Annotated in this window: 16 protein-coding genes and 1 pseudogene; 8 read left to right on the top strand and 9 right to left on the bottom strand. The window is 37.4% G+C overall.

Going from position 1 to position 16,285, the window contains the following annotated elements:
• Positions 1–137: 137 nt before the first annotated feature.
• Positions 138–1,265 (bottom strand): NAD(P)/FAD-dependent oxidoreductase, encoded by a 1,128-nt coding sequence (locus tag KI343_RS13210; protein ID WP_212926896.1) that lies wholly within the window; start codon positions 1,263–1,265, stop codon positions 138–140.
• A gap of 220 nt (positions 1,266–1,485) precedes the next feature.
• On the opposite strand from KI343_RS13210, the gene cax reads away from it, so the two are divergent.
• On the top strand, positions 1,486–2,559 hold the full coding sequence (cax, locus tag KI343_RS13215; RefSeq protein WP_212926897.1) for a calcium/proton exchanger: 1,074 nt from the start codon (positions 1,486–1,488) through the stop codon (positions 2,557–2,559).
• A 273-nt stretch (positions 2,560–2,832) separates the two neighbouring features.
• Here cax and KI343_RS13220 read toward each other — a convergent pair.
• Positions 2,833–3,012 (bottom strand): annotated as a pseudogene (locus KI343_RS13220) (hexameric tyrosine-coordinated heme protein); the annotation flags it as partial.
• A gap of 104 nt (positions 3,013–3,116) precedes the next feature.
• Between KI343_RS13220 and KI343_RS13225 the strand changes: the two are divergent.
• Together KI343_RS13225 and KI343_RS13230 are read left to right on the top strand one after the other, a co-directional pair.
• Positions 3,117–5,150 (top strand): catalase, encoded by a 2,034-nt coding sequence (locus tag KI343_RS13225; protein WP_212926899.1) that lies wholly within the window; start codon positions 3,117–3,119, stop codon positions 5,148–5,150.
• A 577-nt stretch (positions 5,151–5,727) separates the two neighbouring features.
• On the top strand, positions 5,728–6,294 hold the full coding sequence (locus KI343_RS13230; protein WP_280530141.1) for a competence protein ComK: 567 nt from the start codon (positions 5,728–5,730) through the stop codon (positions 6,292–6,294).
• Positions 6,295–6,568: 274 nt separating this feature from the next.
• On the opposite strand, the gene KI343_RS13235 is transcribed toward KI343_RS13230, so the two are convergent.
• The 5 genes from KI343_RS13235 to KI343_RS13255 all read right to left on the bottom strand — a co-directional run bounded on the left by KI343_RS13235 (position 6,569) and on the right by KI343_RS13255 (position 10,020).
• Positions 6,569–6,901 (bottom strand): YolD-like family protein, encoded by a 333-nt coding sequence (locus tag KI343_RS13235; protein ID WP_212926901.1) that lies wholly within the window; start codon positions 6,899–6,901, stop codon positions 6,569–6,571.
• Positions 6,902–7,505: 604 nt separating this feature from the next.
• Positions 7,506–8,297 carry an SDR family oxidoreductase gene (locus tag KI343_RS13240; RefSeq protein WP_244856934.1) on the bottom strand — a complete coding sequence of 264 codons (792 nt, stop codon included), beginning with the start codon at positions 8,295–8,297 and terminating at the stop codon, positions 7,506–7,508.
• Positions 8,298–8,508: 211 nt separating this feature from the next.
• Positions 8,509–8,652 (bottom strand): lmo0937 family membrane protein, encoded by a 144-nt coding sequence (locus KI343_RS13245; protein WP_212926902.1) that lies wholly within the window; start codon positions 8,650–8,652, stop codon positions 8,509–8,511.
• 356 nt (positions 8,653–9,008) lie between these two features.
• Positions 9,009–9,209, bottom strand: a complete 201-nt coding sequence (locus KI343_RS13250) for a helix-turn-helix domain-containing protein (RefSeq protein WP_212926903.1) — start codon at positions 9,207–9,209, stop codon at positions 9,009–9,011.
• Positions 9,210–9,522: 313 nt separating this feature from the next.
• Entirely contained in the window at positions 9,523–10,020 is a 498-nt protein-coding gene (locus KI343_RS13255; RefSeq protein ID WP_212926904.1) for an RpnC/YadD family protein, read from the bottom strand.
• A 212-nt stretch (positions 10,021–10,232) separates the two neighbouring features.
• On the opposite strand from KI343_RS13255, the gene KI343_RS13260 reads away from it, so the two are divergent.
• Genes KI343_RS13260 through KI343_RS13270 form a run of 3 tightly spaced genes read left to right on the top strand, consistent with a single transcriptional unit; the run spans position 10,233 to position 12,001 of the window.
• A complete protein-coding gene (locus KI343_RS13260) occupies positions 10,233–10,772 on the top strand; it encodes a PadR family transcriptional regulator (RefSeq protein WP_212926905.1) in 540 nt (179 codons plus the stop codon).
• A gap of 22 nt (positions 10,773–10,794) precedes the next feature.
• On the top strand, positions 10,795–11,475 hold the full coding sequence (locus tag KI343_RS13265) for a DUF2306 domain-containing protein (RefSeq protein ID WP_212926906.1): 681 nt from the start codon (positions 10,795–10,797) through the stop codon (positions 11,473–11,475).
• Positions 11,476–11,515: 40 nt separating this feature from the next.
• Positions 11,516–12,001 carry a DUF4188 domain-containing protein gene (locus KI343_RS13270; RefSeq protein ID WP_212926907.1) on the top strand — a complete coding sequence of 162 codons (486 nt, stop codon included), beginning with the start codon at positions 11,516–11,518 and terminating at the stop codon, positions 11,999–12,001.
• Between the two features lie 131 nt (positions 12,002–12,132).
• Here KI343_RS13270 and KI343_RS13275 read toward each other — a convergent pair whose 3' ends face one another.
• Both KI343_RS13275 and KI343_RS13280 read right to left on the bottom strand, forming a co-directional pair.
• Positions 12,133–12,300: a hypothetical protein gene (locus tag KI343_RS13275; protein WP_212926908.1), complete on the bottom strand. Its 168-nt coding sequence runs from the start codon at positions 12,298–12,300 to the stop codon at positions 12,133–12,135.
• Between the two features lie 5 nt (positions 12,301–12,305).
• Entirely contained in the window at positions 12,306–13,265 is a 960-nt protein-coding gene (locus KI343_RS13280) for a GAF domain-containing protein (RefSeq protein WP_212926909.1), read from the bottom strand.
• Positions 13,266–13,724: 459 nt separating this feature from the next.
• On the opposite strand from KI343_RS13280, the gene KI343_RS13285 reads away from it, so the two are divergent.
• Together KI343_RS13285 and KI343_RS13290 are read left to right on the top strand one after the other, a co-directional pair.
• Positions 13,725–15,029, top strand: a complete 1,305-nt coding sequence (locus KI343_RS13285) for an MFS transporter (RefSeq protein WP_212926910.1) — start codon at positions 13,725–13,727, stop codon at positions 15,027–15,029.
• A 56-nt stretch (positions 15,030–15,085) separates the two neighbouring features.
• Positions 15,086–16,276 carry a metal-dependent hydrolase family protein gene (locus KI343_RS13290; RefSeq protein WP_212926911.1) on the top strand — a complete coding sequence of 397 codons (1,191 nt, stop codon included), beginning with the start codon at positions 15,086–15,088 and terminating at the stop codon, positions 16,274–16,276.
• Positions 16,277–16,285: the final 9 nt, after the last annotated feature.

Genomic DNA, 16,285 nt, shown 5'->3' on the forward strand with positions numbered 1-16,285 from the left:
TTTATCAGAAGGTATCCTTTTTTTGTACATTTATTTTATTTTTTAATCAAATTAAAAAAGTGACTTCCTACTTATCTTTGTAGAAAGTCACTTTTCTGTTTTTACTGGGTTTTGTCCCAGCCTCTTTGTATAAGTAATCAACTTATTGCAGACTTAGAAATAGCTCGATCAGGCTTATAACGAGACATATCTATTTCAATATCTTCTTGTAATATTTGTTTTGCTGCTAACTGTCCGACATACGGTCCCATCGTTAACCCAGAACGACCAAGGCCATTAGCAATATAGAGTTTCTCCACGCCATCAATCGGTCCAATCAATGGCAACCCATCTGGGCTCATTGGGCGAAATCCAATCCGTACTTCTTTTAACGTTCCTTCTCCAAGCCCTGATGCGACATCTAAAGCTGCTTCCAAGACATGCTGCACCCCGCCAGCAGTTAAACGGTAATCGAAGCCAGCACCGGTTTCTCTCGTTGCACCTGCTACCACTCTTGAATCATCAAACGCCAGCATATAATGGCTAGTCTGCGGTAAAACAACTGGCCAATCAGCAGTATCCTGACCCGGCAGGGAGATATGGGCAATTTGTCCACGCTGCGGTTCGATAGCTAAATCTATTCCTAATGGTTTTAATAGTTCTGGCGCCCATGCTCCAGTTGCTAATAATACATTATCCGCTTCGATATCTTCCCCATCCACATGAACTCCGGTCACTTCCTGATTGTTGATAATAAGAGAAGCTTCTCCTTCCACAAAATGCGCACCATTTTTTATAGCAGCCCGCTTCATGGACTCGCTCAACAATCTGCCATCCATTCTAGCCGCTCCAGATACATAAACTCCCGCTAAATCATCTGATAATGCCGGGAACCTCTTTTTCGCTTCCTGATGATCTAATCTTTCAACCTCTCCAAGCTCCGGAGCCTCTCGTTGTTTTTCACGAACTTGACGCTCAATCTCATCTAATTCAGAAGGATCCTTACTGACACTTATTGCACCAACCTTCTTATAACCTGTATCTGTTTCTCCATCTTGTCTCAATTGCTCTATTAATTCCGGATAAAAAAGTGCACCTCTTTTAGCAATCGCATACCAATCTGGATCTTCAACATGTGAAATCCACGGGCAAATAATACCGGCACCTGCCGATGTTGCTTTCCCATCTTCCGGACGATCGACCATAATAACTTCTACACCTTGTTTAACCAAATAATACGCTGCACTTGCTCCTGCAATTCCTGCACCTACCACAATAATTTTCATCCCATTTTCCTCCCATGCAATATGTACTCATCTAAATTTCACTATTTTCTGCTTATTCAAGTATACCATTTTATATTTATAAGAACGAATTGTTTTATCAAATTTTTAAAAAGGTTGATTATTTATACAATATATTAACTTAGTTCTATTTACCCAAATAATCTCTAATAGAGATAATTCCTAATAAATACGGGTAATCTATAATTATCTAGTTAAAGAAATGGAGGTATATGTAATGAACAAATTATTTACGGTGTTCGTTTTCATAGGAGTACCACTCTCTGTCATTGGCTCCATTTTTCATTGGCCTGCCATCATGATGTTTATCATTTATTGTCTGACAATCATCGCTTTAGCCGGCTTTATTGGTCGTGCCACCGAAAGCTTAGCAATTGTTCTAGGGCCAAGGGTTGGCGGCCTGCTAAATGCGACCTTTGGAAATGCCGTTGAACTTATTATTTCCATCTTCGCATTAAAAGCCGGGCTTATTGGAATTGTCCTCGCCTCGTTAACAGGTTCCGTATTAGGTAACTTACTGCTTGTCGGCGGGCTTTCCTTTTTTGTTGGCGGTCTGAAATATAAACGACAGTCCTTTAATATTTATGAGGCACGACATAATGCAGGTCTATTAATGTTTGCAGTTATTGTCGCGTTTGTTATTCCGGAAGTATTTACAAATACGATGAATGAGCAAGAAACCATGGTTTTAAGTGTGGGAATTTCTATTATTTTAATCGTATTGTATTTGGCGGCATTATTATTTAAATTTGTTACACATCGAGGCGTTTACCAAGTAGATGATAAACAGCAGGAAGCCGCCCATGAAGAAGAACCAGAATGGGGAAAAATAAAAGCAATTGTCATCCTAGCACTTTCCACGGTTGCTGTTGCCTATGTTTCCGAACACTTAGTAGACACTTTCGATATCGTGGGCACAACATTTGGCTGGTCCGAGTTATTTATCGGGATCATTATTGTTGCGATTGTTGGTAATGCAGCAGAGCATGCATCAGCAGTTATTATGGCTTATAAAAATAAAATGGATGTCGCGGTTGAAATTGCGGTCGGCTCCACGCTGCAAGTGGCTATGTTTGTCCTGCCAATTCTTGTTTTGTTATCTCTCATTTTCCCAACACCTATGCCGCTTGTCTTCACATGGCCGGAACTAATCAGCATGGTGACAGCCGTATTATTAATGATTACACTCTCCAATGATGGGGACTCCAATTGGTTTGACGGGCTTTCCCTGTTGGCAGCTTATGTGATTATGGGAATTGGATTTTATTTTATTTAGGCAGTTCTGAGTAGACCAACTTAAATATTAATAGAAAAACGGCTGAAGCTAAAATTAATTTTTCGTTATATAGAAACAAGTTCTATTGGAATATCGCGGAGGTATTAATGGGCAAGTGACCATTAATAATAACAGGATGAAAAGAGCTGTGAGGTTTTATCATTAACAAAACCCAGCTCTTTTTTGATTGTGAGGAAAAATCTATATTTATACAAGGTTACCCAATTTTAATTCGGTAATCATTCATTTAACTTGCGGTCGCTATAACGATAATTATATTTTTGTTTTCCAGTAGTTGTTTGTAGCAGCTACTGTTTGGTAATGAATAGCGACAACTTGCGATACCGCTATTAAGCTATCCGCATCTCTAGAATATTTCGGACGCAATTTTTTTCTGATTGCTTCAGAAGGCTGTGTAACCTCCACTGCTTTTTGTGCGAGCTTAACTGCTAATTCGAATCCTTCTGGGTTATTAACAGAAAACGGATTTGCCCCATTCTATTCACATGGATAATTTCCATTTTCAATTCATATCAATGAATGGGGAGGTATGTGAAATGACCGATAAACGAAAAGACAACAAAAAAGAGGAGCAACTTGAGCTTTTTCGTGTGGATGACAAAGGAAAGTATATGACAACAAATCAAGGTGTGAAAGTTTCCGAGGATGAACTCTCCTTAACTGCCGGTGTTCGCGGGCCAACCATAATGGAGGATTTTCACTTCCGGGAAAAAATGACACATTTTGATAATGAACGAATACCAGAGCGGGTCGTTCATGCTAGAGGCTTTGCTGCTCACGGTGAATTTGAGTTATACGAAGACCTTTCGCGTTATACAAGAGCAAAAATTTTTACGGATACGTCTAAAAAAACACCCGTATTTGTCCGATTTTCTACTGTAAATGGAGCAAGGGGCTCTGGAGATACGGCAAGGGATGCGCGTGGTTTTGCAACGAAATTTTATACGGAAGAAGGAAACTATGACCTTGTAGCCAATAATATTCCTGTCTTCTTTATTCAGGATGGAATTAAATTTCCCGATGTTGTCCACTCGTTTAAACCAGAACCTAACAATGACGTTCCTCAAGCATCTACAGCTCATGATAACTTTTGGGACTTTGTTGCCAATAATCCAGAGAATGCTCATATGGTGATGTGGATTATGTCTGACCGAGCGATTCCAAGAAGTTTTCGAATGATGGAAGGGTTCGGAGTAAATACATTTCGTTTTGTAAACGCCTCAGGGAAAGCATTCTTTGTTAAATTTCACTGGAAGCCAAAGCTTGGTGCACACTCCTTAGTTTGGGAGGAAGCCCAAAAGCTCATGGGAGTTGACCCTGATTTTCATCGCAATGACTTATGGAATGCGATTGAACGAGGAGATTATCCAGCGTTTGAGTTAGGTGTGCAAATTGTAAATGAGGAAGATGAATTTAAGTTTGATTTTGATTTATTAGACGCAACAAAACTAATACCTGAGGAAGAAGTTCCAGTAAAAATCATCGGAAAGATGACATTAACAAAGAATGTTGATAACTTCTTTGCTGAGACGGAGCAAGTAGCATTCCATCCTGGGAATGTTGTTCCTGGAATAGATTTCACGAATGATCCACTGCTCCAAGCAAGATTATTCTCCTATATCGACACACAATTAATACGCTTAGGCGGACCAAACTTTCATGAAATACCAATCAACCGACCAATTTGTCCTTTCCACAATAACCAGCGTGAAGGTTATCATAGAATGACAATCAATGTTGGTCAAGTGAACTATCATCGTAATTCCTTAGCAGGAAATACACCAACTCCTGCACCGCCTGAAGAGGGAGGTTATAAGCATTATGAAGAAAAGGTTGATGGTCGGAAGATAAGAGCAAGAAGTAAAAGTTTCACCGATTTCTTTTCTCAAGCAACCATGTTTTGGAACAGTATGAGTGAACCCGAGAAGAGACATATAATCGATGCCTTTAGTTTTGAACTAGGAAAGGTAAAAAGTAAATCGGTACGACAGCAAAATGTGGATTTATTTGCAAATGTTAACCTTGAATTAGCCAGAACGATAGCTAGAAATATTGGAGTTACCCCACCATCAAGTGGAGGATCGACCGTAACAAAATCTTCCCTAGCATTGAGCCAATTAAATACGCCTATGTCTGCCAAAACTCGTAAAGTAGCGGTGATTTTATCGGAAGGGTTTAATGGTCCTCTAGTAAGATCAGTGCTTAACTACTGGAAAGCGGAGGGGCTTGTTCCGGAAATCATAAGTGAGGACCAAGGAATCGTTCAGGGTACGAATGGCGTACAGTTAGAAGCAGCACAAAATGTTTATACTGCTGATTCGGTGTTGTACGATGCGGTCTATATGGTGCGGGGAAGTAGTGAGGATATGAAATTTAATCAAAAGGTTGCAAATTTCCTTGATGAGGCTTATCGCCACAAAAAGACAATTGGTGCTACTGGTCAAGGGATACAATGGTTACAAGTCAATCATTTTATCAATAAACCAGGTGTTATTACCGATGGAGGAGGTCCCGATTTTGCAAAACGGTTTGTCGAAGCTGTCCGTCAGCATCGTCACTGGAATAGGTAAATTTCAATGGTGACCGAATGGGACAAAACCCTAGTAACTTAAAATAATAGTGTGGTACGCACCATCATACAATGGTGAAGGTACCACACCTATTTTTACCATTTCATAGCCTACTTCTTTTTCAAACGAAAAAATTTCAAATCGCTATTTTTTCTACATATCCATCAGATAATAAGAGGAGCCGGCTAAATTCGCAGCGCCCTTGAACTACGATTACCCGCCCTAGCGAAACCATTTGAGCGTCGAAAGTTCGAGACGTTTTAAGCTTCCCATACCGCACCTTTTGAATAAGCAATTATACTTTTATCTGTCCCCGACAACATAAGGACTAAAGACCTATACCTATACCTACATTGTTATGTGTAAAATATAATTATATAAATGGACTTCCACCCCTCAAAAAGCCTTTCTCTGTATGGCAAATCCCTTAGATAACCCTTTTATTTTAATACTTATTTCATAGTTAACAAATTTTCTAAAAAGAATAATTTTTTCGCTTTATTTCTTATTTTTAATATGCTAATATTATATTAACAATACATATATTGTTAATATAATAAATCTATGAAAGGATATGATGGCAATAAGTTACATAATCAATGAGAATACGATGGCTATATTACCTTCGCATTCCAAGAAACATGCGTCAAAAGTCTATGAACTTAAGGAAGACCTAATACATAGTTTCAAAGAAAAACCTTTTACAATTGTCGAACAAAACTGCATGAGACATTTTTCTTCCTATACCGGAAGAAGAGAATCTGTACTTTATCACACAGATTTCGCAAAGAAAACCCCAATACCCATCAGTTCTAACAGGGGAATTATTGCTTTTCCAACAATGGGGATCACACATAAGGATTGTGCATGGATTTTTTATCGTCATGTCTTTGACGTCAAGGAAAGAGGCAGTGGATGTGTTGTCATTTTTAAAAACGGGACAGAACTATTCCAATCTCTTTCTAGAGAGAGGTTTTTAAAACAAATTGTACGTTGTAAGGCATTAGATCATTTAATTAAAAACAACAAAGAAAGCAGATCACCAGTTCCTGACAATCTTCCTGATGTTTCCGATATTTCTGATGCGCCAGATGAATTCCTGATTGCTCGTATCTTAAAAACCCTTACGGATCCAGTTGATTAAGTGCTCACTTGTGACAATCTCACGACAAGAGAATCACTTGCTAAGATCATTCTTCTGAGACATATCCAACTCTCAAGTTTGATTGCTCTTGTTCTGTGAATTGTTTGTATTTAGTTAAATGACTTTCTTTGTTTTCATTGGGATACATCTTATAATTTCACCTTTAGAAGTACTTACCTTTATTAATTTCAGAATAATATGATATCAAGGACCCGATAGACCTTCAAACGAATATACGTTCCATTTAACATTATAAAAAAAGAGTGTATAACCTCTATATTATTTCCACATGGATTAAATTACTATAATGGATCCTTTGGACGCCATCATCATTTGTACATTTTATTACCTCATCCCCTGGCTTTAAGGTTTCTACATATCCTGTTACCTCATGAAAATCATAATCCTTAAAGTATTTTATCCATACCATTTTTTCTTCTTTTGCTGCTTCCATTAACGAAAATCCGTTATATTCCAGCTGATCTTCATCCAAAATAGGCTTTTCTTTTCTCTCTCTTTGCTGTCTCAGTTCTTTGAGTAATTCGACTTGTTCCGGCAGCATTAATGATGTCCATTTCATCGTTCCTCTATCATGTATATTCCTCATGCTCCCACGCTCCTTCTCACGTATCCCCAGGATAAAATATTATCCATTTTGAAGTTACGAACCTGCTTCCTATAATAACAATAAGCTAAAATTTTCGTATCCTCTATTTGCACCACACGAATTATCCTTTGCGTGACATGATTGTCTTTACCAATATAATAAATCATAATTCTTTCTTTCCGCTCCATAGCATTTGTAAAGAAACCGATCATATTTATCGTCTCCCTTCATCAATTTATTGGAACGTCTGTTCCTATTATATCAAAGAATGCTTCTTTTTAAACAAAAAAAGCGGGAATAGTTGCTGCTTATTTATGGAAATATTGATTCTTTTATCCTGCAGTTAAATCACCGGACTCTCCTTATAGGTATGCCATAGCTACATTCCTTATTCATTCTATGTAACGCGAAAAGCATTCTTTGCCTATACAAAAAGCGGGTTATCGCACCATCTATTGAGATGGGCGACTTCCCGCCGGCTATGCCTATTTCATCTTTACCTCATAACGCCTTGCACTGCTTTCCCAAGCTTAGAAAATAAAAAATCCTATTAATACCACTGACTTTCTTAATTGTAAAAAACTTTTTATTATTGCCCGCACAATCAATAAGCCTTTACCAATCCGCCATCGATTAATAATGTTTGCCCTGTAATGTACGTATTTCGATAAGAACCTAAAAAGACAGCAGCCTCTGCAAATTCCCCTGGTGTCCCATATCGGCCAACCGGAATAGACTCCTGGACACTATTTTGCCAATCCGCTAACTCAACTTGATTTAACGCTGCATTTCTCTTATCAATACTCCGCAATCTGTCTGTATCGATTTTACCTAGTCCGACAATATTGATTAGTATTTGATTTTTTGCATAATCGCTCGCAAGGGATTTACAGAGAGCTTGTACACCGCTTCTAAATATATTCGAAAGCAGCAGTTCACTGATCGGTTCTTTAATCGAAGTCGATGCAACGTATAAAATTCTGCCTTGCCCATTTTCCTTCATTAGGGGAATCGCTGCTTTGATTGCTCGTACGGAACTCATCAATGTCAATTCAAAGGCATCGTACCAATCCGCTTCATCACTGGTTTCAAAGTCAATAATCGGAGGTCCTCCTGCATTGCTTACTAATACATCAAGTACACCAAAATGTTCTTTCACAAAAGCAAATAAACGATTAATATCTTCCTTTTTCGAAACATCTGTAACAAAAGGAATCACTTCACTGCCTGTCTGCTCAGAAATCTCATCTGCAGTTTTCTTTAGAACATCTTCATTTCTGCCGGTAATAATAACAGATGCCCCTTCTTGAGCGTACTTATTCGCAATTTCTCTGCCAATACCCCTGCTTGATGCTAAAACTAATACTTTCTTGTCCTTTAATTTCAAATCCATCATTGATCGCTCCCTTCTTTATAATTCATAATATATCATAGTTGGATTGGCAAGCAGAGGAGAAGTTAGCCTAACTTTTTAAGGTCACATTTCGGAAAAATGTACTTACACAACGAGGGACGAAAAGAATTTCAACCCCATTCTTGCGCAGAACGGGGTTGAAACGTCAGAAGTTATTAAAATCATAACTATATTGTCACGTTTCATACTATAGCTAGGGTTTCCGGCCAGTTAAAAGTTTAATAATCAATATCACTAAAGCCACAACCAACAAAATATGCACAAGATTTCCCGCTATATCTCCAATGAAACCTAGCAACCATAAAACGAGTATGATAATTAAAATAGTCCAAAGCATAATCTGACCTCCTTCCTACTCTTTCAATATTCCATTCCCTTTTCTTTGTTTGGTAAACTAAAATCTAATGGCTTTCGATACATTTTCATTATTCCGGAGGTGTTATAACCTTTTCATCAAAACATTACCTTACAAAACCCCCGTATCTATATCTCAAAGCTAACTCGCATGCATTCCAAAGCCTACTCGCTACAACAATATCCGGTTTTTCTGGAAGGGATGGAACCAATTCAGAAACCGTCGCACTAGCCGCAAAATGATGTTTCTCTTTATTTCAGCACAAAAAAGTGAGCTCGTTTATATGCTAACGGCTCACTCTTTTTGCTTATTAAAAACGTATAACCTTTTCTATTTTTCTACTCGCTTGCAAGCTTCTCAATTTCCTCTTTGCTTAATTTTGTAATTTCTGCTATTTGGCTGATCGGCATTCCTTTTGCAATCAATTCTAAGGCTATTTCCTGTCTACCTTTCTCTAGCCCCTTCTCAAAATAGGAATTGGGCAGCTGAAGCACCACTTCTTTTTCTCTTTCCGGCAAATTATCAATTTTCTCCATCATTTGAGCTTCCTCCTTTTCGTTTAGTTTCAAATAGGCCTCAAAAAAGCCGTATATAAAGTGAAACTTCATTCAGTGGGGTTCTGAATGTTAGTTGAACCAATCGGGCCGTTACTGGCTGTTGGACCTCCCACTTGGAAATAACGAGTTTCCTTATTTTTGATGTGGGAGTCTTACAGCCAGTTACACTGCGAAGAACTCCATTTTGGCAGGATCAATTTGCATACGGCTAATCATGCGCAAGAATTCCAGCTTCACCTGAACACGTTCATGCTCTTTATACCCCATCTGGCTGAGTAATGCTGCTACGGCCGGGTTATCTGATTGAATATATTCTTTCCAGTTTTTCTTTTTTAAGTGTAGTTGTAAAAAGTTGAATTGAAGTACGTTTTGATGAGGGGTATTTATTCTGAATTGGGTTGGTTCTTCTTTTTTGTCTATTATAACTCAAAACAGCAATGGGTTGAATAGGTTTGCGGTGTTTTGCATAAAGGTAGCTGAAGTATAAAAACATTCTTTCGGGAAAATCAGCTTCATGAGACGATTGGGCTTCCGTATGAATATGCAGGATTTTGTCCTCATGGTTAAGCTTTACCTCTGCCAGAAGGTCTATTTCTTTCTTGGTTCCCTTGATGTAATCCCAATACACCTCTTGCTCTAGGAACGTGACCTCGGAGAAATCAATGTAGGGGTGAAGATCAGGGAAAAATCCTTCGATGAACTCTTCAAAAAACTCTTTTATCAGCTTTTTAAACAGCCGATCATGCTTCATGTAGTCTGCTTTTTCTTCTAAAATAACAGGTGCTGCGAACAAATAAACACTTCCTTTCATTAAATTGTCTTTATTTTAACAATCATTACAAAATAATGCTAGTTTTTATTTCAGATCAATCCCACCAATAACTAAGCTGGCTTCACCTCTATTTACGTATAGACAAATTATTTTAAGAGCACCTTTACTTTCTAAATAAAACCATGTACTATATATCTTAAAGATACATATCATTATGATATAGGATGAGATAAATGCAAAAATATAACGATACCACATATGCAATACTCGGCATTTTGACAACACACTGCCACTCAGGCTATGAGATAAAGCAATTCATTGATAATAGCCTGAATCATTTTTGGAAAATCAGCTATGGACAGATTTACCCGACATTAAAGCGGCTGGAAGAAGAAGGTTTGGCTACCATTCAAACATCCTCACAGGAAGGGAAACCAGATCGTAAGGAATACTTCCTAACAGAGAAAGGGAAAGAAGTTCTAAAAGGTTGGTTGGAACAGCCGTTAAAGCAATTACCAGTTGAACGGAATGAAGTATTGTTGAAACTGTTTTTCGGCAGGCATCAGACGAAAAAACAATCCATCCTTCTGTTAGAAGATTATAAGCAAAAACTAGAGAAGCTATATCAGGCTTATGAAGCAATTGAAGAAGGAATTGCTTGCCATAGTAATAATCATAGCGATGCAAAATATTGGATGTTTACCTTGGATTATGGAAAACGAGTGACAGAGGCTGCTATTGCATGGTGTGAAGCAACAATAAAAGAACTTTAACTTTTTACAGGAGGTAAACTAGATGTTTTCTTTCTTCATTTTTATCCATATTATCGCAGGATTTATCGCTCTAATTACCTTGTGGATGCCACTATTTTTTAGAAAAGGCGGCACTTATCACCGTATTACAGGCTGGATTTTTACTTACAGCATGTTTATTATCAGTGCTACTTCCATATACTTGTCCTTATACAGAATTAGCTTGGATGAAAGTCAGACAACAGCGCAATTTTCTTTCTCTATTTTCCTGATTTTTATTGCAATTCTTAGCTTTTCTACTGCAACATATGGATTACGTGTACTTCAATTTAAGAAACATGCAGGAAAACATCGTCATGCTCTAGATTGGTTTATTCCAATCCTTCTTTTTACAAGTGCAACTGTCATGAGCATATATGGATTTCTACTTGGAGATCCTCTATTATCATGGTTTCCTATGATAGGCATTTTTCTGTCTATATCTTACATGCTTTATTGGTGGCGCAATCCCAGGTTTAAAAACAACTGGTTGATAGAGCATCTGACAGGAATGTTAAGTTGTGGTATTTCAACGGTGACTGCCTTTGTTGTTTTTGGAGCTCCTCGTATTTTCGGATTAAATGAAAGCGCCATATTGTTATGGTTTGCACCGACCATTATCCTTGTACCGCTTATCATTTACTTTTCAATTAAATACAACAAAAAGGCTGTGAAATTAAACTGAAATCTTTCGGTCCAAATCCCTATAAAAGGAGGAATTATCCATGGGTAAAAAAATATATACTGGTAGATACACCACAGAGAATGATCAGGATGTTGTTGTTTTCATTATTGGAATGCGCATCAATAAAAGACTGGCGGTTCACAAATGGGGACCGGTGTTTACAGCAATGCCCGGGATGATTAGGGAACTTCATGAAAATCAGGATGAGTTAGGATTTCTTTCTATGGAAAGTTACTTTGGCCTGCGCACCACCATGATGGTTCAATACTGGCGTTCTACAGAAGATTTGCTCGCTTATGCAAAAGGGGAAAAACATTTGAAGGCATGGCAGCATTTTAACAAAAGGGTTAGGGAAAATGACGCTGTCGGCATTTATCATGAAACCTATCAAATAAAGGCTGGTAGTTATGAAACTGTCTATCGAAAAATGCCATTATTCGGTATGGGAAATGCGAAAAAGCACATCCCTATCGCGGCACAAAACAATTCCGCCCGTAAACGGCTTCAGCGTGTGAAAACAAACTAAACTAGTATCAGATACTATCCTTTCTTCGCTCACCAAGAATAAACAAGAATTTAAGACGGCTTCCGTACAGAAGATGATTGGTTGGAATGTTGGAGCATGACAAAATTTAATCATATGGCTTGTACAACTAATTACTTTTTTCTTTTAATACGTCCATGATTATCAATATATATTTCTGCAAGACCAAGAGTAGATGCCTTTCTAAGCAACTCATCCGTTCTGTTACGAGATGCTTTTAACATGGCTTTCTGTTTTCTTTCCATGTTCAAACTATGCCTTTTGTTTACTGTCATAGTCATTATAACTACACCCTTTCCCTTTTGTTTGCTATTTTATCATAAAAATGCGCTAACGCACATATATCTGCGTAAAAAATTACCGTTCGCTTATCATCTTCCTTAAACTCATTTATATCCTCACTTTGAATACAAAGAACTCCCACAATGTCTTTTCCTATTTTAATCGGCACTCCCAAAATAGAACCGTACTCATGTCTTGGTGCATGTGTACCTTGAAAATAAATACTTTCAGATACATTAGATATCAGTACTGTTTTACCAGTTTTCCAAATATGACCTGCAAAACCTTCCCCTTTTTTAAATTTTCTGTTGCGAGAAGATGAAAATTCAATTCTGTTATATGCAAACATCTCTAATTCATTTTGCTCATTGATAAAATATATAGTAGATGACTTATCAGATCTATCCTCTAATAATATAGTTACGCATTCATCTAATACATTATTACAAAACTCCCATTTCCAGTACGGCTTACCTTCATGCAGTAATTGCAACAGCGATCGAACCAATCGACTTGCATTTTTATGATGTCTTATAAAAATGTCACTTATATAACCTACTTCTACTAATTCATTGTCTTTCAGTTCTAATTCATCTAACAATTTCTCATTGTATTCCTCTTGTTGCTGTAATTCAGATTGGAGAGTTGCATTCTCTTTTATCAATTTCAAGTCATTGCTGTCATGCTTTTCAAAATCTTTATGATACATAAAATTAGGTATATTAGCTGTACCTAACGACACAACATCAGAGTTAGAACGAATTTCTCGGGCTAAGGCCATGGTTGAAAAGATAATTGTAATGGCACTGCATATAACTAGAAATATACTTTTAACTTTTATTTGACTGTCTGGATATATCCATTTGTGAATAGTATTAAAAGTTTCACTGATAGTTAAAAAAATCATGCATACTAATAAAAAAGCAATAACATAGCTTAATGTTATTTTCCATGTTTTAGACATGTACCCCTCTCCTCTTTTATGTGTTTGCAATTAAATGTAATCCAGCTCTTAATGCTATTTTGTTAATAATCCCCTGCTCTTTCTCATTACTTCGCTTGATAAGTTAATTATATAACCTACACCCCTATAAAACAAGAACAAATGTTCCTTTGTTTAGGGATTTTTTCTATGGAAGACAAACAAATCCCTTCAACCTGACTACCTCCAATTTATTTACAGAATCTAAGTATAGGACAGTTCTAAAGTAAAAATATGCAGTCTGCTCCCCACTTACCAGCTCAATTTCTCCGTCAAAAAAATCCCCAAAAAATTTTTTAATAAATAATAATGCTATAAACCCCTTGTATACCTACATTTCCGACACTAAAAATAGACAATTTCTACAATTTGGGATTTGACTTTTCGGAAATTTTAACTATATTAGTTTTATACATGTATAAAAAGAAAAGAGGGAAGCTTGTGGAATCAAATTCAACTATCAGAGGATTAAAGGATCGTATCGCACCACTTTTTTTCTTATCTGCAGCGGTATCGATTGTAAATATTCTTTTTCTACCAATTATTTTTTATGTTCCTTTTCAGAAAGTTTTTGAATTAACGAATGAACAAATGGGAACATTACTGGCCGCTTATGCAAGCTTAGCTGTTCCTGGCTATGTCGTCGGCGGCTGGTTGAGTGATAAATTCTCTGGAAAAACATTAGTGACTACATCGGTGCTAAGTACATCTATATTAGGTTTTTGGATGGCTACCATTCCAAGTTATCAGACATTATTAATTATCTTTTTCTTAATGTCTATTACATTAGGTTTATTCCTATGGAGTGCTCAGATTAAATGTCTGAGAATGCTCGGAGATAACTCAGAACAAGGAAAAATATTTGGATTTTCCATGGCAATCGATGGAGCCATCAGTGTTATTCTTTGTATTGGGCTGGCTTATTTAGTTGGAGGCAGCATTGAAACGGTAGCCGGATTTCGGATCATTATTCTGACCTTCAGTATTTTCTTTACAATAATCGGAATAGGTATTTACTTTTTCTATGATTATAAAAAATATAGTGCGAAACAAGATCCTAACGCGCTGAGTGATAGGATAACGTTAAAATCCCTTTTAACCGCAATAAAAATGCCAGTTACTTGGATTATTGCCATTATTTCGTTTGGAGTATATGTCGAGTCTACTGCACTCAGCTATATGAGTCCTTATCTAAATCTAGCTTATGAAATGCCTGCTGCTTGGGCTGCTATATTTGCAGCAATTGTCCGCTACGGTATTAAAATTGTAGCTGCACCAGCGGGGGGATTAATTCGTGATAAAATCGGCAGAACGGCTCCGCTGGTTTACAGCACTGTTACGCCGGCAATTATCATTATTCTGGTTCTTGCTTTTATCCCTAGAAATCCCGATTACCTCGTCTTAGCAATTGTACTTGCATTTGCAGCAATTTTCTTTAGCCGCTTAAGCTATACGGCAGCGAATATGCCTCTAGCTGAATTAAAAGCGCCAATTGCACTTGCTGGTACAATTACTGGGTTAGCATTAATGTTGGGCTATAGCTCCGATTTATTCCTTCCTACCTTAATCGGTCATTTATTAGATGCGCATGGCGTGAATGGATTTAACTATGTATTCGCCATTATGATTGCAGGAATGTGCATTATGCTTTCAGGCGTATTTTGGCTTAATTATGAAGGGAAGAAGTTACGAGAAAGCGAACAAGCAGAAGCATTATCAATTGAATTAGATAAAAAATCATCTTAATTATTTCATTTAACGGAATAATTATTTTACCTTGAAAATTAGAAAGGATGTTACCATTGCTTATTCTAAGAAACTGTAAATTTATCAATTTCCTAACTGAGGATATAGATTTTGAGACAGGGGATATCATTATTGAGGGAGACACGATTAAAGAAATTACAAAACCAAACGTATTCCACGATGAACATTATCAAGAAATAGACGTCCAAGGCAAAACAGTAATGCCAGGAATTATTGATATGCATGTACACCTATCATTCGTTCGCCCAACACAAGCAGAAATACTAATATTGGATGGACCCTCCTTCGCTTTTGACTGTTTGAAATATGCGCAGCATCTACTAAACATTGGTGTCACCACTGCTCGAGATGTAGGAGATGATAAGTCTTTCCCAACCGTTGCATTACGGAATGCTGTTGATGAAGGGATTGTGAAAGGTCCGAGAGTGATAGCTTCCGGATCTACCCTTTGTCCGCATGAACCAGGGGTTGATATCATGGAAAACCTACTTGAGTATGTTACCGGCCCAATGGAAATGCGACGACTTGTACGTCAGAATTTCCAGAAGGGTGCTGATTTCATTAAGCTTTACGGCAGTGGTTCAATGATGGCTTTTGAAAGTGAACCTGGAGTTCGTATTTTAGAGGAAGATGAAATCAAAGAAGCGGTGAAGATTGCTAGTTTAAGAGGTTCTCATGTTGCAATGCATGCTCACGGTACAGAAGCAATTGACGTTGGTGTAAAAGCAGGTGTGCGCACGATTGAACATGCTAGTTTTATTTCCGATGATACATTGAAATATCTTGAGGGAAAGACAGACCAAGGTATTGTACCTACTCTGGCAATTCTCCAGGACCTGATTTACAGCAATGATTATGCTGAATTTGAAAATGCAAGGGATAAAGTAAACCAGCTAAAAAAACAAGTACAAGCGTCTCTTTCTAATGCAGCAAATTACGATGTTCTAATCGGCTGGGGAACGGACGTATCCTATGATTCCTATAAAAAGAATCCATGTTCAGAGTTTAAAATGAGAAAAGAATTTCTTGGTTATGAAAACAAGGAAATCTTAAAACAAGCTACAATTAATAGCGCGAAGCTACTCATGCTAGACGATAAAATAGGAACAGTGAAAGCAAATAAGCAAGCCGATTTAATCATTGTTGATGGAGATCCTGTAGAAGATATCAGCGTTATGTATGATATTCCAAGCCATGTTATAAAGTCAGGAGAATGGATCCGTTAAATATGCTAT

The organism is Oceanobacillus sp. J11TS1 (assembly GCF_018333215.1).
Classification (GTDB): domain Bacteria; phylum Bacillota; class Bacilli; order Bacillales; family Amphibacillaceae; genus Oceanobacillus.